At 43.3% G+C, this 21,390-nt stretch carries 15 protein-coding genes; 4 read left to right on the forward strand and 11 right to left on the reverse strand.

Annotated features, from left to right (window positions below):
- Entirely contained in the window at positions 1 to 1,011 is a 1,011-nt protein-coding gene (galE, locus tag ACHUFQ_RS09120) for a UDP-glucose 4-epimerase GalE (RefSeq protein WP_394174918.1), read from the forward strand.
- A 68-nt stretch (positions 1,012 to 1,079) separates the two neighbouring features.
- Here galE and putP read toward each other — a convergent pair whose 3' ends face one another.
- The 9 genes from putP to ACHUFQ_RS09165 all read right to left on the reverse strand — a co-directional run bounded on the left by putP (position 1,080) and on the right by ACHUFQ_RS09165 (position 11,185).
- On the reverse strand, positions 1,080 to 2,549 hold the full coding sequence (gene putP, locus ACHUFQ_RS09125; RefSeq protein ID WP_394174919.1) for a sodium/proline symporter PutP: 1,470 nt from the start codon (positions 2,547 to 2,549) through the stop codon (positions 1,080 to 1,082).
- A 152-nt stretch (positions 2,550 to 2,701) separates the two neighbouring features.
- Complete coding sequence (locus ACHUFQ_RS09130; protein ID WP_394174920.1) at positions 2,702 to 3,415, reverse strand: DUF3379 family protein; 714 nt, start codon at positions 3,413 to 3,415, stop codon at positions 2,702 to 2,704.
- A complete protein-coding gene (locus ACHUFQ_RS09135) occupies positions 3,408 to 3,923 on the reverse strand; it encodes a sigma-70 family RNA polymerase sigma factor (protein WP_394174922.1) in 516 nt (171 codons plus the stop codon). Before ACHUFQ_RS09135 ends, ACHUFQ_RS09130 begins: the two co-directional genes overlap by 8 nt.
- Positions 3,924 to 4,146: 223 nt before the next feature.
- Entirely contained in the window at positions 4,147 to 5,787 is a 1,641-nt protein-coding gene (locus ACHUFQ_RS09140; protein ID WP_394174924.1) for a BatD family protein, read from the reverse strand.
- A complete protein-coding gene (locus tag ACHUFQ_RS09145; protein WP_394174925.1) occupies positions 5,781 to 7,727 on the reverse strand; it encodes a vWA domain-containing protein in 1,947 nt (648 codons plus the stop codon). Before ACHUFQ_RS09145 ends, ACHUFQ_RS09140 begins: the two co-directional genes overlap by 7 nt.
- The gene (locus tag ACHUFQ_RS09150) at positions 7,717 to 8,739 is read right to left on the reverse strand and encodes a vWA domain-containing protein (RefSeq protein WP_394174927.1); all 1,023 of its coding nucleotides are present in this window, start codon (positions 8,737 to 8,739) and stop codon (positions 7,717 to 7,719) included. The genes ACHUFQ_RS09145 and ACHUFQ_RS09150 overlap by 11 nt, the downstream gene beginning before the upstream one ends.
- Positions 8,736 to 9,224: a DUF4381 domain-containing protein gene (locus tag ACHUFQ_RS09155; protein ID WP_394174929.1), complete on the reverse strand. Its 489-nt coding sequence runs from the start codon at positions 9,222 to 9,224 to the stop codon at positions 8,736 to 8,738. The genes ACHUFQ_RS09150 and ACHUFQ_RS09155 overlap by 4 nt, the downstream gene beginning before the upstream one ends.
- A complete protein-coding gene (locus ACHUFQ_RS09160) occupies positions 9,212 to 10,198 on the reverse strand; it encodes a DUF58 domain-containing protein (RefSeq protein WP_394174930.1) in 987 nt (328 codons plus the stop codon). The genes ACHUFQ_RS09155 and ACHUFQ_RS09160 overlap by 13 nt, the downstream gene beginning before the upstream one ends.
- Before the next feature lie 30 nt (positions 10,199 to 10,228).
- Positions 10,229 to 11,185, reverse strand: a complete 957-nt coding sequence (locus ACHUFQ_RS09165) for an AAA family ATPase (protein ID WP_394174932.1) — start codon at positions 11,183 to 11,185, stop codon at positions 10,229 to 10,231.
- 377 nt (positions 11,186 to 11,562) lie between these two features.
- Between ACHUFQ_RS09165 and fadI the strand changes: the two genes are divergently transcribed.
- From fadI to ACHUFQ_RS09180, 3 genes are all read left to right on the forward strand, one after another.
- Positions 11,563 to 12,873: an acetyl-CoA C-acyltransferase FadI gene (gene fadI, locus ACHUFQ_RS09170; protein WP_394174933.1), complete on the forward strand. Its 1,311-nt coding sequence runs from the start codon at positions 11,563 to 11,565 to the stop codon at positions 12,871 to 12,873.
- Positions 12,873 to 15,005, forward strand: a complete 2,133-nt coding sequence (gene fadJ / locus ACHUFQ_RS09175) for a fatty acid oxidation complex subunit alpha FadJ (RefSeq protein ID WP_394174934.1) — start codon at positions 12,873 to 12,875, stop codon at positions 15,003 to 15,005. The genes fadI and fadJ overlap by 1 nt, the downstream gene beginning before the upstream one ends.
- A 316-nt stretch (positions 15,006 to 15,321) precedes the next feature.
- Positions 15,322 to 15,522 carry a hypothetical protein gene (locus tag ACHUFQ_RS09180; RefSeq protein ID WP_394174936.1) on the forward strand — a complete coding sequence of 67 codons (201 nt, stop codon included), beginning with the start codon at positions 15,322 to 15,324 and terminating at the stop codon, positions 15,520 to 15,522.
- A 406-nt stretch (positions 15,523 to 15,928) separates the two neighbouring features.
- Here the strand turns inward: ACHUFQ_RS09180 and ACHUFQ_RS09185 are convergent, their stop codons facing one another.
- Positions 15,929 to 16,354, reverse strand: a complete 426-nt coding sequence (locus ACHUFQ_RS09185) for a hypothetical protein (RefSeq protein WP_394174938.1) — start codon at positions 16,352 to 16,354, stop codon at positions 15,929 to 15,931.
- Positions 16,355 to 16,671: 317 nt separating this feature from the next.
- Positions 16,672 to 21,234 carry an EAL domain-containing protein gene (locus ACHUFQ_RS09190; RefSeq protein WP_394174940.1) on the reverse strand — a complete coding sequence of 1,521 codons (4,563 nt, stop codon included), beginning with the start codon at positions 21,232 to 21,234 and terminating at the stop codon, positions 16,672 to 16,674.
- Between the last annotated feature and the right edge of the window lie 156 nt (positions 21,235 to 21,390).

Here is a 21,390-nt window from a genome sequence, read left to right on the forward strand (position 1 = left end):
ATGAGTTTACTAATTACCGGTGGTACGGGCTATATTGGCAGTCATACCGTGGTCGAGTTAATTAACGCTAATCGCGATGTTGTCATTGTTGACAATCTGAGCAATTCATCCACGTTAGTGCTTGATCGGATTGAACAAATCAGTGGTGTGAAACCGACGTTTATCAAAGCCGATATCTGTGATGAAGCAGCAATGCGTCAGATTTTTACTGACCATGATATTGATGGTGTCATTCATTTTGCCGGTCTCAAAGCGGTAGGAGAATCCAATGAAATTCCTCTTTCCTATTATCAGAATAACGTAGCTGGAACCTTAGTTTTACTACAGGTTATGGCCGAGTTTAACGTCAAGAATATGGTGTTTAGCTCCTCCGCGACCGTTTACGGTGAGCACAATGTATCACCATTGTTGGAAACCATGCCAACTTCTGCAACCAATCCTTATGGTCAGACTAAGCTAATGATCGAACATATTTTGTTTGATTTGGCAAAAAGTGACCCTCAGTGGTCGATTATCTCATTGCGCTATTTCAATCCAATTGGAGCCCATGAAAGCGGCTTGATTGGCGAAAACCCAAATGGCATCCCGAATAATTTGTTGCCTTATGTTGCTCAGGTTGCCGTTGGACGTCTTAAGCAATTGCAGGTGTTTGGCGATGATTACGATACGATAGATGGCACTGGCGTGCGCGATTATATCCACGTAGTTGATTTGGCCTTAGGTCATCTCAAAGCGGTTGAAGCCTTAGCTAAAAACCCGGGCTGTACAGCAATTAATTTAGGGACAGGTAACGGAACTTCGGTATTACAGATTGTTGAGCAATTTAAAGCGATATCTGGTGTTGATATTCCTTATCAAATCGTTACTCGTCGCCCGGGGGATATTGCCACAGTATTTGCGAACGCTAACCTGGCGGCTGAAAAGCTTGAATGGCAAGCGGAACGCGGTTTGAAAGAAATGATTGCCGATACCTGGAACTGGCAATCCAAAAATCCAAATGGCTTCGAATAAGATGGATACAAAATAAAGGGGCCTTTTGGCCCCTTTTTTATCGCATGAATTTTCTGTTGGTTATTGTTTTAATGTGATTGTTTTAACGCCTTAAACATTTGTGTTTCAGGGGCATTGTCACGGTAGGTTAGTTTGGATACCAGGAAGCCAGCCAATAGGGCCAGAATAAACCCTGGGATCATTTCATACAGTGCAAAGATACCACCTAAATGCTTAAGCTCGCCCCAGATAATAACCACCAAGGCACCGGTTACGATCGAAGCCATTGCGCCAAATCGCGTATAATGTTGCCAATATAAAGCCAGAATGATGGTTGGCCCAAATGCGCTGCCAAATCCAGCCCACGCATAGCTAACCAAGCCCAAAACCGTACTTTGTGGATTTAATGCGATGATAGTCGCTAAAATGGCAATGGCCAATAAGGAAAACCTTGTTAACCACACTAATTGCGCTTCTGTAGCGGTTTTCTTACTGTATTTTTTGTAAAAATCTTCAACAATCACAGATGAACAAACAATCAGTTGTGAATCGATAGTACTCATGATTGCCGATAAAATAGCGGCAATGATCACACCTGCGACCCAAGGATTGAGAATTGCTTTGGCCAGAAAAATAAATACCGTTTCACTGTTTTCCAGCGGACTTTCAGCATAATAAGCAATGCCAACTAATCCTACTGCCAGGGCGCCGATTAAAGATAATACCATCCAAACCATGGCAATATTGCGCGATGTGGGGATATCTTCGACCGAACGAATGGCCATAAATCGTGACAATATATGGGGTTGACCAAAATAGCCAAGTCCCCAGGCCATCAAGGAAATAAAACCTATCCAGGAAAAGTTTGTAAACAACTCAGCATATTGCGGGTTTACGGCCATCAATGTTTGTTCGGTTTGCTGCCAACCACCTAATTCCTGAATGGCCACGATAGGCAAAATAATCAGGGCAATTAACATTAAGCACCCTTGAAAAAAGTCGGTCCAACTGACCGCCAAAAAGCCGCCGAGAAAGGTATAGGAAACGATGATCACGGCACCGATGATTAACGCCTGTAAATAGTCCAGCCCAAACACCTTCTCAAACAAGATAGCACCACCAACCAGGCCAGAGGAAACGTAGAAAGTGAAGAAAACCAGAATTGTTACGGCAGATGCCAAACGTAAAACGCCAGATTTATCTTGAAAACGATTTTCGAAAAATTCGGGAATTGTCAGCGCATTGCCGGCTTTTTCGGTAAAACCCCGTAATCTTGGCGCGACAATAATCCAATTAAAGAATGCGCCGATCACCAGACCCACACCGATCCAGATCTCACCGATGCCGGATAAGTAGATCGCGCCGGGCAGGCCCAGTAAAAGCCAGCCACTCATATCTGACGCGCCGACACTTAATGCGGTTACCGCCGGACCTAGTTGACGACCTCCAAGGATGTAGTCGCTTAACGTATTTGTTGCTTTGTAGGCAAAAAAGCCGATTAGCAAGGTCGTAAGAAGGTAACCGATAAAAGTTACAATTAAAGGAAGTTCCAATGTCATAGTTATCATTGTAGTGTTGGAATAATGCTTTGCATCCTAGCAAGTTAAAACAGTCTCTTCCAGAGCAATTCGATGGATGGTATTTTTTGTGGCATAAAAAAGCCTGACACAGTCAGGCGTTTTAAAGATGACAGTCGAATTTACATAACGCTTTAGATTGACCACTCGATGGTTGCATCGATTTTTTGTTGCCATATGTCCAACGGTTCCCGTTTGTCGCCAAGAATGATCACTTCACCTTGCTGATATTCCTGACTGCGGCCGTGAATGTTGCTGTCTGCGAATTGTTGAGTTTGCGCTAAATGCTGAGCTTTGGGGATCACAAAGACCGTAATGTTGTCGTATTTTCCTTCGATGACTAAATGCACGCTATCCATGCCGTCAAAATAACAATCTTTTACTGCGACTATCTTGCCAATTTCACCATTGAAACTTGCATTTACATCACGCATTTTGTCATTCAATGAAATGAGGTTGATACTACCATCGGCTTTATGGTCAAATTTACCTTCCTCGTGGTAGTAGTGCGCCAAAGAGTAGTCTGCAACCGACGTGTAAACCGGTGATGCATTAAAATAATTTACCCCCAAACCGACCATGAAGGCGACTGATGCGGCTACCGCTAAATGCCAGCGTTTTCGGCTGGATTGTTTGCGATGACTATCCATCGTTTGTTTCAAAATCAGGTTATTGCGCAGATTTTCTGGCACGTCGACGTGCAACGCATTATCAATGCGCTTATTTAATTGCTGCATTTCCGCATAAAACCGGGCATTTGCCGGGTTTTCTTTAATGCTCTTACGGATGTCGGAACCATTATCGGTAGGGTCAGCATAAAGCCGACGCCGAAATTCTAATTCATCCATTATTACGCCCCTTAACTGTCTGTTCGGCTTCAATTGCATCTTTTAATTGATTCCGGGCACGGAATAACCGTGTCATTACCGTGTTTTTATTTAAATTCAGCATGCTTGCGATTTCTTCACCACTAAAGCCGCCAATTACCTGAAGAACCAGTGGTTCCCGATAATCTGCCGGCAACCGGGCTATCTTTTCTCTTAACCAGTGATCTTCCAACTGTTGTTCAGTACTGGTACTGATGTTATCAACAATGCTGGGCTCTTCGTATTCGGACATATCCAGTTGCTTACGTTCGAAACGACGAGCATTCTCTCTGCGAAGAATGGTTATCAACCATGACTTGGCTGCCTTTTCATCTTTTAAAGAATCAAGGGCTCTCCAAGCTCTGAGGAATGTCTCCTGAACCAGGTCTTCTGCTACATGCTGGTCGTGTACTAGCCAGAAAGCGTAACGATATAAATCGGCATGCAACGCATTTACCAACGCTTCGTATCTTGTTTGTTTATTCGCCATATCTGTAGAGACCTGAGCGGGTGAAGATTTCTTTCGAAAAATTTTCTGGATCATAGGGTTAGCACACTTTTAACTCTTCATTTACATTAAGGCGTAATCGTCCATAAAACGCAACAGACCCTAAGTAATACGTTGTAAACGTGCTTTTTGATCTGTGCGTTACCAAAAGTGGGCAAGGCCCTTTTAAGTCGTAATTTTAACGCTGTAAAGAACCAAATTATCTTTATGGATTCATTTTCATCGGCATTTCCGATTTCGGTTTAGTTTTGTTCAAGTCCATGATTTTCTGAAGCAGTGCGTTACCTTTCCAGCTCGCGTCATTGTTGCCGAAATAACATCCCTGCAATTCATTTAACAAGGTTGCTAATGCCTGATCATTAAAAGCATTATTCACTTGATTTATGCTGGTAATTTGTGGGTCGTCACAAACGATTGCTGCCCATTCAGGTAAAAGCGAGATTACCCTTTGTCCGTCATTGGCTTTACAGGCGGCCATAAGTTGTAAATATGCCGTGTTTGACACTATCGTTGATGGTGAGAAATTCCCACCCGATTTCAATTTAAGCTTGCCACGTTTATGCAAAGTTGTCATCAGCCAGGCGAGGGCGGTTAGCATCCAGCCTGCGAGAAAGAACCACTGTAGCGTCGTTTGCTGCGGTTTAATTATCGGTACGGGTACACTCGTTTGCGATTGCGGTGGTATCGCTGCGTTGGCAGTGCCATCGATGGTGAATGTACGCTGTGGCAACGTCGCATACTGGACCTGATTGGTTTTGGTGTTCCACCAGGGAATTTGTACTTCAGGAATTGTGTAAGTACCAGGCTTGCTCGGCACAATGGCAAAATCCTGTACTTTCTGTGATATCAATAACCCGGATTGTACGTTGGACTGCGACTGTTGTTGGTCTGGATAGACTTTTATCCCCTCAGGCACCCGAAAATTCACTTGTGGCAATTGCTCTTCAGATAAAGCTGCCGCCGTAATGGTAACCCGTCGGGTGATAGGCTCTCCTAGCGCAAAGCTATCCTCTTGAGGCCACTCATCTTCAATGGTTAAGATCTCGCTTGGTAGCCAGTCACCAACAAACTCTGCAGGTTTCGGTTTAACGTCAATCGCGATTTGTTTCCCTGAAACCCTGACCGGTTTTCCCTGATCAAAATTGGAAAATAAGGCACGACGCTGTCCAGAAACTATCTCACCGGCAAAAACCGGTGTATGCAAGGTGAACTCGCCACTGGTAGTTGGTTTAATCGAATAAGAGCGCTCGATGGTACGATAGCGAATGCCATTGATGATTTCCATCGACTCACTATCTTCACCGATTTGTTTAATTTCCGCTCCGGTCATTTTCGGCTCAGTTAATGTGCCGGTTTTTAACTCCTGAGCAAGGTGAAGTTTCACTTTTAGGGTAAATTGCTGTTGCACGTATACACGGGTATCGGATGCTTTGGCGCTAATAAAAACATCTTTGTTTTGCTTTGCCCGACTATCATTTTCGGCAACAATTTCTACCTCTATTGGTTGAGAACTTGCCCCTTCAATAGTGAATGCCGGGATTGTATATTTACCTGGTTTTTGTGGCACCAGCACGGTTGTCCAACGTGTCATCCGCGTCGTTTTAAAGTTTACCATGCTGGTTTGGCTACTGACCGAAGTGCGGCCAACAATAAAGTCCTTGTTTAATGCCGACGGGTCAAATGCATCGGCGTCCATGGAATCATTGGCAACAACCGTTAGTACCAGTGATTCGTTAACCGTTGCAGGGTTTTTATCGATACTGGCGGTTAACGTGTCCAGAGCATAGCTTATCGGTGCCAGCAGACACATCATGACTACCCCAAGAATTGATTTTAGTTTTACCACTTTTCTTTTACTCCGATACTGCTGCGGTTCTGACGACGTTTGCGATATTCAAGGCGCATTTTATTCCTGAGCAATAAGTTGGGATCATCCGTGACCTTTTTCAAAATTTGTTGATGCTTTTGTTGTTGCTCAAGTTCTTGCTCGGTTAGTTGTGCCTGAGATTCCTTTGCCTGTCCAGGTTGCTCTGATTCTTCTTGCTGCTCTTGTTGTTCAGTCTGATTGGCACCTTCCGGCTCTGGCTCTTTATGGTCGGATTCAGATTGTTCAGAATTTTGTTGGTCCCGGTTTTGTTGGTCCCGGTTTTGCTGGTCCTGGTTTTGTTGGTCCTGGTTTTGTTGGTCCTGATTTTGTTGGTTCTGGTTTTGCTGGTCCTGGTTTTGCTGGTCCTGGTTTTGCTGGTCCTGGTTTTGCTGGTCCTGGTTTTGTTGGTCCTGGTTTTGCTGGTCCTGGTTTTGTTGGTCCTGGTTTTGCTGGTCCTGGTTTTGCTGGTCCTGGTTTTGTTGGTCCTGATTTTGCTGGTCCTGATTTTGCTGGTCCTGGTTTTGCTGGTCCTGGTTTTGCTGGTCCTGCTGGTTTAGCAATTTTTCAACTAACGCCTTGTTCGCGATAGCATCCTGATGATTAGGAGCTTGTTGCAAAACGTTATCGTAAGCTTTTATCGCTTCTTCGAATCGCTGCATTTTAGCCAAAGTATTTGCACGGTTATACGTGGCATCCAAACCATCTAATTCATTAAAGGCCTGTAGTGCGTTTTCATAATCACCGGCTTTATATAAGGCTGACGCTTTCCATTCAGGTTGTTTAAATTGGGCTGCTGCCTGGTCAAAATCCTGTTGATTAAATTTATCCTGAGCCTGTTGGTCTTTGCGTTTCCATAAATCATCCCAGACGGATGCCTGTACAGGTGCAGAGGTAAGTAAAGATGCGCTCATCAGCACTGGCACCATAACCGATAATAATACTCCTTTACGACAGTAAAATAGGATCAGGGGCAGCGCGGCGAGTAATAGGTAGGGGCCAAATTCCTGCCATTGATCACCTTGCATTTCTTGCTGCTGATTTTCAGAAACCGCTAAAACATTCCCGGAACGGGTTAAATCATTGATATCTTCATCATCATTTCGAATGGTCTGGTAGTTACCGTCATTGCGTTCACTGATCTCCGCCAACATCCGTGCATTGAGTTTAGGGATAACAATATTACCGCCCCGATCGCGCATAAGTTCGCCATTATCGAGTGTGATCGGTGCTCCTTGTTCGGTACCGACCCCAAGAATATTGATGCTATGCTCATGCTCGCGACCAAACTCGTTTACATCCTGTAATTCGTCACGGGTAATACCGTCGGTGAGCCAGTAAATATCGCCTTTTTGATAACCGGCGTTAATTAACATGTCATTGGCGAGCGTCAACGCGGGATACGGATTAGAGCCTAGCTCTGGCATGATTTGTGGTGACAGAGAAGGCAGCAGTAAGCGAATATTATTGATATCTTCGGTAAGTGGACTGATAACAAATGCATCACCGGCATAGGCGATTAAACCGACATCACCATCGGCGACTTTCTCAAGGAGGTCCAGAGCTTTAAAACGTGCCCTGGTTAGTCGGTTAGGTTTGGTGTCTGTGGCCAGCATGGAAAATGACATGTCCATTACGATCACCGAAGCCTTGTCGGTTTGATAGACCGGTTGTGGCAGCTTCTGCCAGGTTGGACCGGCCAGAGCCAGAATCATAAGTGTGCCTAATAGGAAAATGGGTAATAAGGCCAAAGGCTTTCCCGTTTCATTATTGGCTAACAGTACTTTGTTTAAATGTTTTGGGACAACACGCTGCCAGGCGGAATTGGCCAAACGCAATTTTTTTAGTTGCCAAACAATAAATAACAAGGCAAAAAATGCCAATAGCCAAAATGGTCGCAGAAAATGAAAGTTATCCAACATGACTTTCTCCTCGCACATTATCACGTAATGATTGGTACAAACTGGTCAGCCAAGGCAGCACGCAAAGCGCAACTATGATAGCCATCAATAATGCCAGTGGGTAATAATACAGGGCTGTCAGCGGGCGCATTTGCTGTTGCTCCTGTTCAACCGGTTCCAGTTGATCCAGCATTTCATAAATGTTACTCATGGTGACACTGTCTGTTGCGCGAAAGTAGCTCCCCTGGGTTTGCTTGGCGATATGCTTTAAGCTGGTTTCATCCAGATCTCTGGATGGGTTTACTTTGCGATTACCAAATAGCGATCGCTCCATCATAACTTCGGCGCCGATGCCTATGGTGTAAATCGTCACATTGTTAGCAACGGCCACTTCCAAAGCTTGCTCTGGGGAAACTTTGCCAGCGGTGTTTTGGCCATCGGTTAACAAAACCAATACCCGATTGGAGTCTTTTTTATTTAAAAAGCGCTTTACCGATAGTGCGATGGCATCACCGATGGCGGTTTTTTGTCCTACCAGACCTATCACCGCTTCATCCAACATCTGTTTAACCGTTTGTCGGTCATAGGTCATAGGAGTTTGCATATAGGCATCGTCAGCAAATAAAATTAAACCCAGTCGGTCTCCCTGGCGACGCTCAATGAACTCTCCTAGCAATTGTTTTAGCATAGCCAGACGGTTAACCTGACGGCCATTCAATTCCATATCTTCTATTTGCATACTGCCGGATAAATCAACTGCAATCATCATTTCCCGACTTTCGCTGGCAATAGGCGCGGGATCCCCAAGCCATTGCGGGCGAGTAAGTGCCAATACAAACAGGCACCATAAAATAATGAAAACGGGTAAGGGGAGGTTACGATTATTAGCGATTAACGCATTCGAACGCACAGCTCCGAGTGTGAATGGCACTTTTAATGCGGCGTTAGATTGCGCGCGTGCAGGTAAAAACTTGGCCAATAGGAAAGGTAATGGCAAGCACAGAGCCAGCCAAGGCCAGGCAAATGTGATCATGACTTACCTCCGCGTGTTGCATCTTCATTCCGGTTTGGCAGTTGTACATGCTGACACCATAAGATAGCGGCTTTGTGCATTTCCGGCGCATAGATATCGTGTTGATTTTTTCGATAATGATCAACAATGGCGTTTTGCGCTAATACTTTGAATTTTGGTTGGGTATCGGTTGGCAACTTGGTTAAAAAGAAACGTAACAATGTTTCTCCATGCAGTTTGGCGACCTGTTGTCGTTCAAAATAATGCAGGCATATCCATTTTAAGGTATTGAGAGTTTGCTCGCTGCTCAATGAATCGTTGCCTGACAGGAACTTTAAGCCTTGATTTTTCACCCGCAAATAACGCAACTGCTGGCGCCAGCGATTCGCAACGTAGACGATTAGGCCAATAATAATGGCAATGATGATCCACCAACCTGGCGCAAGTGGCCAGATGGAAATCGCGTCAGGTAAATGGATATCCTTCAATTCTGCTAAGGGATCCACGATGCAACTCCTGATTTTAATTGTTGTTCGATACTTTCTCCGGCTGAAAATGACAAACAGCGAGCACCGGCTTTTCGGAATAACCCCTGCAATTGCTCAACTCTATTATCGGCCTGCAGTTGGTATCTTCTGGCGGTTTTTTTATCACCAAGGGTCAGTTGTAATTGCTCCTTACCATTGGTCAACGCTACCGAGGTTTTTTGAGGAAAGCTCGGGAGCTCAAGCTCCATTGGGTCATGAATATGGCAAATTACCAGTTCACAATGGCGGCTTATTTGGTTTAACGGCTTAATTGCCTGTTCGTCGAAATGGTAGCCATCGGTAATGAGATAGACCAAGGCACCGGGTTTGGCGATTTGTTTTAAGCGCAAACAATTATCGTAGAAATATTGGTTGTCGGTATTTTCCCTGGTTTGTACCTTGTGCAATTCTTCCAATGCATGAAGATAATGCAGCACTCCTTTTTGTCTGCTTTTGGGTTTTAGCTCCATGTGCTGACGTTGGTTAAATACTAAACCTCCTAACCGGTCACCACGTTTGCTGGTATGCCAGGCAAGCAAAGATGCGACATGGGCAGCTTGCACCGATTTAAACAACAACCGCGAACCAAAATACATAGAGTTTCCGAAATCTGTCGCGATCAGCACTGGCCGTTCTACTTCTTCGCGAAATAGCTTGGTATGGGTTTTTCCGGTTCGGGCGGTTACGCGCCAGTCGATAGCCCGGATGTCGTCACCATTTTGATAATGCCGTACTTCGTCAAATTCCATGCCGCGGCCTTTGGTACGAGCCAGGTAATTGCCGGCTAGCTGGCCATGCAGTGCTTTCTTCGGCGCCAGATCAATGAGCGATACCTTGCCCTGATAAAACAGCAGCTCATTAATCGAAAGGTGCACACCGTCGCTGGCAAGAATCGCCAGTTGACGGTCGATATCGGCATGGTTCAGGGGATCAGTTGCCTTGTTAAACCACATTAATTATTCACCATTTTCCCTATAATTGGATTAACCGACAGCGACCAGATTAAGGATATGGTCTAGTACCTTATTGGTCGTGATCCCTTCCGCTTCTGCCTGATAGGTGAGTAATAACCGGTGTCTTAATACGTTATGGAATACAGCCTGAACATCTTCAGGGCTGACAAAATCACGGCCATTTAGCCAGGCGCGCGCTCGGGCGCAGCGATCTAATGCTATGGTTGCTCGTGGGCTGGCACCATAGGCTAACCAGTTGCCCAATTGTTCGTCATATTTTTCCGGTTGGCGAGTCGCGATAATGAGGTCGACGATGTATTGTTCGAGAACCGGCGCTAAATAAATTTCCAAAACCTCGCGTCGGGCAGCAAAAATCGTTTCCTGGGCAATAATGTTATCGGGCTGAGATTTTTGCTGAAGGGCTTCGCCACGATTTAAGCGCAATATATCAAGTTCACTGGCAGCATCTGGATAATCGATTTCAAGATGCATCAGAAAACGATCCAGCTGTGCTTCTGGCAGCGGGTAGGTGCCTTCCTGCTCTAATGGATTTTGTGTTGCCATAACCAAAAACAGCTCTGGCAGCTGATACGTGGTTTTTCCTACCGTGACCTGACCCTCTGCCATCGCTTCGAGTAATGCCGATTGCACTTTTGCCGGTGCCCGGTTGATTTCATCGGCAAGAACCAAATTTTGAAACAAGGGGCCTTGTTGAAACACAAAACTGCCATCTTCCGGACGATAAATGTCGGTACCGGTTAAATCTGCGGGTAATAGATCTGGGGTAAATTGAATGCGATGAAAATCGGCATCCAACCCTTGTGCTAACGCATTTACCGCACGCGTTTTTGCCAGACCAGGCGGGCCTTCTACTATCAAATGACCGTCGGCCAATAGGGCGATTAGTAAGTTCTCAACGAGATCCCGTTGGCCAATAATTTGTTCACTTAAATGTTCTTTTAAAGAGGAAAAGTATTCAACTGTCATAATAATAATTATTTTCCTGAACGTTGAGAGGGCACAGCCAAAATGCAGGAATTTCAGCATCGCCTATTATTTGTTTAAATTATTTCCAATCCGCATAGATAAACTGCCATTTGGCAAAACGTTAAACGCTTGCCGGCGGGAAGCTCCCTGAGCTACTTTTACGCCGTTGTGATATATGAAATGGATGAACATTGGTCAATATCAACGTCGATTTTAACAATCTCAGGCCGTATTCCTAAGTGGATTACATAGCCATGCGGATTGGTACTAGTGAATATATGGTTACAGCTAATTCGAAATCAAGACTTTTCATTCTTTTATTTAATCGATAGAATCAAATGATGATCAGGTCAGACCTCTTTAGATAAGGAATTATAATGACATCAATGCAAAGCTTGAAAACAGCAGGCGGAGACCGGGTGGCAATTGTCGCAGGACTGAGAACGCCTTTTGCAAAACAGGCGACTGCCTTTCATGGCGTGCCAGCAGTGGATTTGGGGAAAATGGTAGTAAATGAACTTATTGCCAAGCACGATTTAGATCCGCAGTTAGTTGAACAGCTTGTTTTTGGTCAGGTCGTGCAAATGCCAGAAGCACCAAACATTGCCCGCGAAATCGTACTGGGTACGCAAATGCAAGTAAATACTGATGCTTATAGTGTGTCTCGGGCTTGTGCTACCAGCTTTCAGTCGACAGTAAATGTCGCTGAATCGATTTTGGTAGGGAATATTGATGTCGGGATTGCCGGTGGCGCAGATTCAACGTCCGTCACCCCAATCGGCGTTTCAAAAACATTCGCTCGCACCTTATTGGATTTATCGAAAGCGAAAACCCTGTCACAACGAATGAAACTAATCTCAGCGTTGAAATTCAAAGATATTCTTCCGGTACCACCGGCAGTCGCGGAATATTCTACTGGCTTGTCAATGGGGCAAACGGCTGAACAGATGGCAAAGACTCATGGCATCAGTCGTCAGGCTCAGGATGAACTTGCCCATCGTTCACACACTCTGGCAGCGCAAACCTGGGCTTCTGGCGTGTTGGCTGATGAAGTTATGACTGCGCACCCGGAACCGTATAAATCTTTTATCGACAAAGATAACTGTTTTCGAGATAACTCCGAACTTTCTGGGTATGCTCGGTTGCGTCCCGTATTTGATCGCAAACACGGCACCGTAACGGCAGCTAATTCAACGCCATTAACCGATGGGGCCGCAGCCGTTTTGTTGATGCGTGAAAGTCGGGCAAAAGAACTGGGTTATGACATTTTGGGCTACATTCGCTCTTATGCCTTTAGTGCGATTGATGTCTGGGAAGATATGTTGATGGGGCCATCCTACGCAACACCACTTGCGCTAAAACGTGCCGGCTTGAATTTATCTGATCTCGATTTAATTGAAATGCACGAAGCCTTCGCTGCACAGGCGCTTGCCAATATGAAGATGTTTGGCAGTACTAAGTTTGCCCGGGAGAAGCTGGGTCAGGATAAGGCTATCGGAGAAATCGATATGGATAAGTTCAATGTGCTTGGCGGTTCACTGGCGTATGGTCATCCTTTTGCCGCGACCGGCGCAAGATTAATTACGCAGACATTGAACGAGCTAAAACGCCGAGGCGGTGGTCTTGGTTTAACAACCGCTTGTGCCGCGGGTGGTCTTGGTGCCGCTATGATTCTTGAAGTGGAGTAATGACAATGGAAAATAACTCAACATTTACCCTGGAACGTCAGGATAACGGCATCGCGTTTTTGAAAATGGACGTGGTGGGTGAAACCATGAATACCCTGCGTGCAGAATTTGCCGAGGAATTCTCTACCGTTCTTGCAGAAATCAAAGGCGATGCCGCTATCAAGGGGCTTGTGGTTTATAGCGGCAAGGATAATTCCTTCATTGCAGGTGCCGATATTACGATGTTGGATGCGTGTGATACCGCCGAACAGGCGACTGAAATTGCCACCCAAGGTCAGGCTATTTTTGATCAAATTGAAGGCTTGTCAATTCCTGTCATCGCTGCCATTCATGGTCCGTGTCTGGGTGGAGGGTTAGAGCTGGCGATGGCTTGTCATCAGCGCGTATGTAGTGATGATAACAAGACCGTGTTAGGTTTACCGGAAGTGCAATTGGGCTTGTTGCCCGGTAGTGGCGGTACTCAACGATTACCCGCCATTGTCGGGTTACAGAAGTCTCTGGATATGATGCTTACGGGAAAACATCTACGTCCTAAGCAAGCGCTAAAAGCGGGCTTGGTAAGTGATGTTGTACCAAAATCTGTATTATTAAAGGTTGCCGAAGAGCTTGCATTAAGTGGTAAAAAAGCCAAGCAGCGCAAAGCGCCATTTGTTGAAAAAGCTCTGGACTCTAATCCTTGGGGACGCAAATTAGTCTTTGATCAGGCAACCAAAACGGTTCTGGCAAAAACGAAAGGTAATTATCCGGCCCCGCTGAAAATTATTGATGCCATTCGGGTTGGGATCGAAAAAGGTCGTGCAAAAGGATTAGCCCGCGAAGCTGAACATTTTGGTCGCTTGGTGAAAACCGGGGAATCTAAGCAGTTACGCAACTTGTTCTTTGCAACAACCGAGATGAAAAAAGAAACGGGTGTGGAGGGCGTAGAGCCTGCTGCTATTGCTCATGTTGGCGTTTTAGGCGGCGGCTTAATGGGCGGCGGTATTTCTTATGTCACCGCAAATAACGCCAAATTACCGGTACGAATTAAAGATATCAATCACACTGGTATTGGTAATGCTTTAAAGTACAGCTTTGATTTGTTGAATAAAAAAGTCAAACGTCGATTTATCAAAAAGAGTGAAATGCAAAAGCAGCTCAACATGGTAAGCGGAACTACGGATTACACTGGCTTTAAACAGGCAGATGTGATCATTGAAGCGGTGTTTGAAGATTTGGCCCTTAAACAACAAATGGTTGCAGACATCGAAGCAAACTGTAAACCAGGGGTGATTTTTGCCTCGAATACGTCATCGTTACCTATCCATCAAATTGCGGCGAAAGCGAAAGCGCCAGAAAATGTGATTGGATTGCATTATTTCTCACCAGTGGACAAAATGCCACTCGCTGAAATTATTGCTCATGAGAAAACGTCCGATAAAACCATTTCCACTACCGTTGCCCTTGCCAAGAAGCAAGGCAAGACGCCAATTGTCGTCAAAGACAAAGCCGGATTTTATGTAAATCGCATCTTGGCACCTTATGTCAATGAAGCGGCGAATATACTATTGTCTGGCGAGCCCATCGAAAACATTGATCGAGCTTTGGTTAATTTCGGATTCCCGGTTGGCCCAATAAAGCTGCTGGATGAAGTGGGAATTGATATCGGTGCGAAAATCAGCCCGATTCTTGAAGCTGAGCTTGGGGAACGATTCAAAGCGCCTGAGGCGTTTAATAAGTTGATCGATGACAATCGAAAAGGCAAGAAGACCCAAAAAGGCTTTTATCTATATAGCGGTAAAAAAGCCAAACAAGGTAAGGCGGTTGATGAACAGGTATATAGCCTGCTCGGCGTTTCACCTCAATCGAGATTGACTGAGCAGGAAATCAGCGAACGTTGTGTACTGTTGATGGTTAACGAAGCGGTACGTTGTTTAGACGAAGGTATCATTCGTAACTGTCGCGATGGTGATATTGGTACAATTTTCGGGATTGGCTTCCCACCATTCCTTGGTGGACCGTTCCGCTACCTGGATAGTATCGGGGCGAAAAGTGTTGTAGAAAAATTACAAACGTTCCAATCACAATACGGTGATCACTTCGCGCCTTGTGATGCATTAATTAAGATGGCTGATGACGAGCAGACTTGCTACTAATCAGGAATAAATCGTCCGGGCGGAAGGAAATTGCCGCCCATTCTTATCAAAGGGGCAATCTATTGCCCTTTTTTATTTTGGGCTAACGGTTTCTAAACAAATAGTGTTGTAAATGGTAAATGTTGATGGGTAAAGGGAAAGGGGTAGCAGAGCGTTTTCTCGATAATACGCACAAAGATATCTTATTTTCCTAACGCCTGCCTTATAGCTAAAAATTACATTCTTTAACCAAATGTTAATAGAGCTAATTGGACGTTTTTGCTACAATGCCGCTCTCTTCAACGATGACCCGTTTTCGATTATATAGGTGCGCTAAATGACTCTGATGCTTATTTTACTCTCATTATTAAGCGGATTGTTTTTCTATTGTCAGGCAATTAAGTCAGGTTTAGGTTATAAGCGCTGGACGACTGCTGGTTTAATCTTCGGGCCAATTGTGTGGCCAATGTTTGCCATGGAAAAGCGCATGGTTGTTTACAGGCAACATGGTACCTTGTTCAGCTTGATCTACGTGTAGCCCTGTAGATTCAGGGTACACGCATATCTGTGCTTAGTTCTTACAGGCAGTGTGTCTACCTTAGATTATGACCACCAGTCATTGGCGGGCATTTCCATCATCTCTATATTGGCGAAAGATGGCTTTTTTGATTTAGGGTTAAGGATAGCTTTAATCATATTAAACATGGTTGTACTCCTTATGACCACCAGTTATTGGCAGACATTTCCATCATCTCTATGTTGGCGATAGATGACTTTTTTGCTCTAGGGGTAAGGATAGCTTTAATCATATTAATCATGGTTGTACTCCTTATGACCACCAGTGGTTAGCTGGCATCTCTTTAATTTCAATTCCTGCGATTACTTTCGCTGCTTGGCGTTTGTTGCTCAGTAATGTTTTTATTTTGGCAATCATGAGCATCTCCTTAGGCTTTTACGCGATTTCTAGTAGCTATTGCCGGCTTTATACGAATACGGGTATCAATCGCAGGCTTTATACGAATACGGGTATCAATCGCGGGTTTGATACGAATACGGGTATCAATTGCAGGTTTGATACGAATACGGGTATCAATCGCAGGTTTGATACGAATACGGGTATCAATCGCAGGTTTGATACGAATGCGGGTATCAATCGCAGGTTTGATACGAATGCGGGTATCAATCGCAGGTTTAATACGAATGCGGGTATCAATCGCAGGTTTAATACGAATGCGGGTATCAATCGCAGGTTTAATACGAATACGGGTATCAATTGAAGGTTTTATACGTATGCGTGTATCAATTGAGTTTTCAACCGCTGGCATTGGAGCTGTCGTTAATAAAGCAGATAAAATAAGTGAACTAAGCATTTTTATTCCTAATTATTTTTATAAGTAAAATTCAACTGCTAAATACAATGCTAGTAGCGTGCCAACTTTTTAATTTTGTTGGAAAATTAAAATTAATTTTAACTAAATGGGGATGTTTTAAGTTTTCAGAATTTACAGGCAGAAAAATAAACCATTGTTTTTGTTTGAACGGTAACGAATGGTAGCGTTTTAATTTAGAGGTGATTGTAAACCTGGATTGTGGCGTCAACCTTTCAAGCCGGTGGGATGATAATTTTTATCAGCAATAAAAAAGCGAGGTTGTTAGCCTCGCTTTTTTTACTTATTAAAATGACCTATCAGGTAGCTGAATAGGGGGCCGATTCCCGGGTAATAATATGAGAAAGTAAATAGCGACTAAAATCTTCCTCGCTCAGAGGTTTGGAATACAAGTAACCCTGAAGTTGCTCACACTGTTTCGATTTTAAATAATCCAGTTGATTTTGATTTTCAACCCCTTCGGCTACCACATCAAGCCCCAGGTTGTGGGCGATAGTGATAATGGTTGCAACCATGTTTTTCCCTTGTTCTGAAGTTTCAATATCATCGACAAAGGCTTTGTCAATTTTCAAAGTGTTGAGCGGGAACTTTTTCAAGTAAGCCAACGAAGAATAACCGGTACCAAAATCATCCAGGGATAAACTAATTCCCATACTTCTTAATCGATGCATGGTTTCTATGGCTTCCTGTGGAGAGTTCATGACAGTACCTTCGGTAATTTCTAATTCGAGATACTGTGCCGGAAGTCGACTTTCAGCCAATATAGATTCGATCATATAAACCAGGTTTGGTTGTCTGAACTGTACCGCAGATAAGTTCACGGCGATTCGGCCATCAAATATGCCTTTGTCGACCCAATCCTTGGTTGCATGACAAGCTTTACGCAGCACGTTTTCGCCGATTTCTATGATTTGCCCGGTTTCCTCTGAAATAGGGATAAAGATATCTGGGCGAATCAAGCCTTTCGCACCCGCTTCAAATCGAACCAAAGCTTCCATACCACTAACTTTACCGGTAGTGATATTAATTTTGGGCTGATAATAAACACTGAACAGGTCTTCTTTGAGACCGTGGCGGATTAAGTTTTCTACTTGAAGCCTTTTCACCGCCTGAGTATTCATCGAGTCGTTAAAGAACTGATAACAGTCTCCACCTTTATCTTTGGCGTGGTACATAGCAGTGTCAGCATTTTTGAGCAGTTCATGAGAATTCAGCCCATCTTCCGGGAACAACGCAATACCAATACTGCACGACAGGGCAATTTCCTGATTGCGGATATTGTATGGCTCTGCGACGGCTTTAAGGATTTCATCGGCGATGGTTGTTATCTCATGAAGATCATTGGTACCTTCAATGATTAAACTAAACTCATCTCCGCCAAGGCGATAACAGGTATCTTTAAGATTACCCACGGTAGCAATTCGTTCTGTGACTTTACATAGTAAGACATCACCGATTTGGTGGCCTAATGAATCGTTAATTTTCTTAAAGTTGTCTAAATCAAAGACCAGTAACGCATGCACGGTTTCCTGATTAACCAATATGGTGTGATTAGTCTGAAAGTAAGAGCGATTAGGCAAACCCGTCAATGTGTCGGTATTGGCCAGCTTACGTAATTCTTTTTCCGTTTCTTTACGTTTGGTAATATCCGAGAATACACCGACATAATGGGTGATTTTCTGGTTATCATCACGAATAACGTCCATAGTGATATCAATAAGGTATCGTTGTCCATTTAGACGTTTACTTTCAATCTCCCCTTGCCAGGAACCATGATGAATCAGGTTTTTTTTCAGATTCTGTAAAAAGCTTTGAGGATAGGATCTAAATTCTAAATGCCTGCCGATGGCTTCTGAACGAGTCTGGCCAGTGATCCTTTGGAACGAGGGGTTACAATCTACGGTTCTAAATTCGTCATCGTAGACAACAACAGCGTCGGAAATGTTGGCAATACATTTAGCGAACAGCTTTAAACTTTCTTCCGTTTGCTTTATTTTCGAAATATCCTTGATGGTACCCGTCATTCGCGACGGTGCATTATTGATATCTCGCTCTACCACTTTTCCTCGGTCCAACACCCAGGTCCATTGACCTTCTTTGTTTTTAACTCGATATGCAGCTTCGAAATGATCGCTTTGTTCTGAAAAATGAGCATCGAGTGCCTTATTCACACGAGTAGAATCCTGTGGATGGATATTCCCCTTATTTGAGCTATCCTGCTTATTGCGCTGGCCATCCTGAGGGAAATCAAGGATACCCCAGATATTAGAACGAAACATTTGACCGGTCTTTATATTCCAGTCCCACATTTCATCGCCTGACCCCCAAAGCGCCAGTTTTAATCGCTCTTCACTTTCTTTGATTTGGTAATTGACTAGTTGTTTCTGCTTGGCCTGACGGTAAAAATAAAATACAAAGCACAGAAACAGTAAGCCATAAGCGGCCCGAGCCCAATTGGTTAACCACCATGGTGGAAGTATGGTTACTGTTAATGGCGGCGCATTTTTAAAGCCTTCTGACTTAGAGCTAAATGCCTGTACATGAAAATCATAACTTCCTGGGCTAAGTTTTGTGTAAGTGGCTCGTTTGTTCTTTGAATTTGCATAAACCCAAGAATCGTCGATTCCTTCTAACTTGTATCGATATTTTACATCACCTGAAAATGTTGAGTTTGGTGAAATAAACTCTATGCTAAATGGCGATTTATCATAAGATAGTGTTAGTTCATCAGAAAGATATAATTGCGAAACCCCCTCAGAAAAGGAAATCTCTGTCTCATTGAGTTCATCGCTGCGTACCAATTTATTGGCGACATAGAGGTACATATTAATAGGAGGGTTCACAATTTCAGAATCAAGTTTTATATCATAGGGATAAAAGCTATTAAATCCATTTACGCCGCCAAAAAACATTTTATTGTCTTGACTCTTATAGAATGAAAACGCAAAAAACTCATCAGCTTGAACACCTTGTTTAGTGTTAAAGCTTTCAATGTTTCTGGTTTGAGGATTTAGACTCGAAATACCTCTGTCAGTGCTAACCCAGGCTCTATTTTCGTCATCAATTAGCAAGCCGGCAATATGGTTGTTCGGTAAACCTGAGTTGATATCAAAAGGGATATAACTTGTTGTAGCTTTATCGTATGCTAATGCCCCTCTGTCACGGAAGCCGAACCAGATGTATTTATCAGATTCCTGTATTACGGTTAGGGAGTCATCAATCCACCGGTCTGAATTTGGAAAATTCAATTTCTTGGAGTTTAGGCTTTGAGCATCGAACAGGTAAATATCTTTATTGGCGCTTTGGACCCAAATACTACCAGACTGGTCTTTATTAATTAGTATTACATCTGTATTTTTAGGTAAATTTAAAGCATGAGTTTGAGTACTATTTGTCTCGGGATTGTACTCGTAAATCAAAGAAGCTGATGAACCAAACCAAAACTTTCCGGCCGCATATATATAATCTAGCCTTCCATGTTTATGAATATAGCTATTCAACCAGTCGTCGAATCTCGTTAATTGCTCAGTTTCAGAATTGAATGTAAAAAGTTCTTCGGTATCGGTTATTATCCAAAGAATATTAGACATTCTATGATCAGCATGTATAGACGAAATTTTTAAGTCGAGACTTAACTCTACTTGCTCCACATCATTTGATTTTGGAGTCATGTAAAACAAACCGCCTTGTTCCGAGGCAATCCAAACTAATCCATCTTTGGTTTCCGCGAATGCTTTTATATATCTCTCTTGGCCCAAACGACCTGCCAAATTGTGGGTAAATAATGAAGATCTTGTGTTATATTTGAAGGCGCCTTTGTAAAATGTGGCTAGCCAGATTGAATTTGTGCTGTCGGCAAAGATGTTGTACAAGAAACTTTGGTTTTGAATGTTAAATCCTTGAGTGAAAATAGGTTTTTCAGTCAAACTATTGTTTACTAAATCTAATTGGAATAGTCCTCCTTCGGTGGCGAACCAAATAAATTGTTCGTTTAATTTGATTAAATTTCTCACTCGATTTGAGTCTGGTATTCCAGTCATCAACTCAGGTTGATAGACCTTATGAAGGTTGTAGCTCCGGTCCACAACGAAAACACCCACATCAGAAGCAATCCAAATACTTTCATCAACTTCGTTAATCGCATAAATACCCTTGGCGTTGATATTTAATTGCCAAATATTTTCCCCATTAACAGGGGACACAAAATCTAATTCTTTGCTAAGAATATATAGTCCATTGTCAAACGTACCTAACCAAAAGTTACCATTGTAATCTTGGTAGATCGATTTGATGTCCTTAATATCGCTGTCGTAACTACGAAAATTCACTCTGGTAAAATTATTTTCATCTTTATTATATTTATGCAGTCCTGTAGCGGTCGCTACCCAAATATTTTGATGATTGTCTTCGTATATGCTCCAAATGGTATTATCTTTGAGTGAGTTTATTGACTCGCTTTCATGGAAGTAGTTCGTAAACCTATCTTTTTTGGTTTCGTATTTGCTAAGACCGTTACCTGTTCCCACCCAAAGGATATTTTGTGAATCTACGAATACTACTCTCACCAAATTGCTAGCTAAAGAAAACGGATTGTCAGATTCATTTTTGTAGTGTGTGATTTCATAACCGTCATAACGGTTTAAGCCATCCTGAGTTGCCATCCATATTAGCCCGTGTTTATCTTGTGCAATGGAATAAACCGTACTTTGAGACAAACCTTGTTTTACCGACAGCTGCTGAAACTTTAGAGGAGGTTGCTCTGCGGTTGCAAAAAAGCTGAGGCATAGACCGATAAACAGAAAAATGCGATGGAAAAGCGGCACATGGCTAGCATGCTTTTTGTTATTATTAATAAAGTGCACAATTAAACCCTGAAAGCTACAACTCAGTTATTAGTAACATTACATTAACTAAGGGATTTTATTATTCGTCGAATAATTTATTCGATTTTTTGACGTCAAAATTCATCTTAAAACAAATGGCCGGCAATTTAAAGAGATGTAGGTGTTCGCGTTAAA

The sequence above is a fragment of the Thalassotalea litorea genome, assembly GCF_043642205.1.
Taxonomy (GTDB): domain Bacteria; phylum Pseudomonadota; class Gammaproteobacteria; order Enterobacterales; family Alteromonadaceae; genus Thalassotalea_A; species Thalassotalea_A litorea.

What these genes read in the sequence shown, in the direction of transcription:
- galE (WP_394174918.1), top strand. Translation starts at nt 1, where the DNA reads ATGAGTTTACTAATTACCGGTGGTACGGGCTATATTGGCAGTCATACC.
- putP (WP_394174919.1), bottom strand. Translation starts at nt 2,549, where the DNA reads ATGACATTGGAACTTCCTTTAATTGTAACTTTTATCGGTTACCTTCTT.
- ACHUFQ_RS09130 (WP_394174920.1), bottom strand. Translation starts at nt 3,415, where the DNA reads ATGGATGAATTAGAATTTCGGCGTCGGCTTTATGCTGACCCTACCGAT.
- ACHUFQ_RS09135 (WP_394174922.1), bottom strand. Translation starts at nt 3,923, where the DNA reads ATGGCGAATAAACAAACAAGATACGAAGCGTTGGTAAATGCGTTGCAT.
- ACHUFQ_RS09145 (WP_394174925.1), bottom strand. Translation starts at nt 7,727, where the DNA reads ATGTTGGATAACTTTCATTTTCTGCGACCATTTTGGCTATTGGCATTT.
- ACHUFQ_RS09150 (WP_394174927.1), bottom strand. Translation starts at nt 8,739, where the DNA reads ATGATCACATTTGCCTGGCCTTGGCTGGCTCTGTGCTTGCCATTACCT.
- ACHUFQ_RS09160 (WP_394174930.1), bottom strand. Translation starts at nt 10,198, where the DNA reads ATGTGGTTTAACAAGGCAACTGATCCCCTGAACCATGCCGATATCGAC.
- ACHUFQ_RS09165 (WP_394174932.1), bottom strand. Translation starts at nt 11,185, where the DNA reads ATGACAGTTGAATACTTTTCCTCTTTAAAAGAACATTTAAGTGAACAA.
- fadI (WP_394174933.1), top strand. Translation starts at nt 11,563, where the DNA reads ATGACATCAATGCAAAGCTTGAAAACAGCAGGCGGAGACCGGGTGGCA.
- fadJ (WP_394174934.1), top strand. Translation starts at nt 12,873, where the DNA reads ATGACAATGGAAAATAACTCAACATTTACCCTGGAACGTCAGGATAAC.
- ACHUFQ_RS09180 (WP_394174936.1), top strand. Translation starts at nt 15,322, where the DNA reads ATGACTCTGATGCTTATTTTACTCTCATTATTAAGCGGATTGTTTTTC.
- ACHUFQ_RS09185 (WP_394174938.1), bottom strand. Translation starts at nt 16,354, where the DNA reads ATGCTTAGTTCACTTATTTTATCTGCTTTATTAACGACAGCTCCAATG.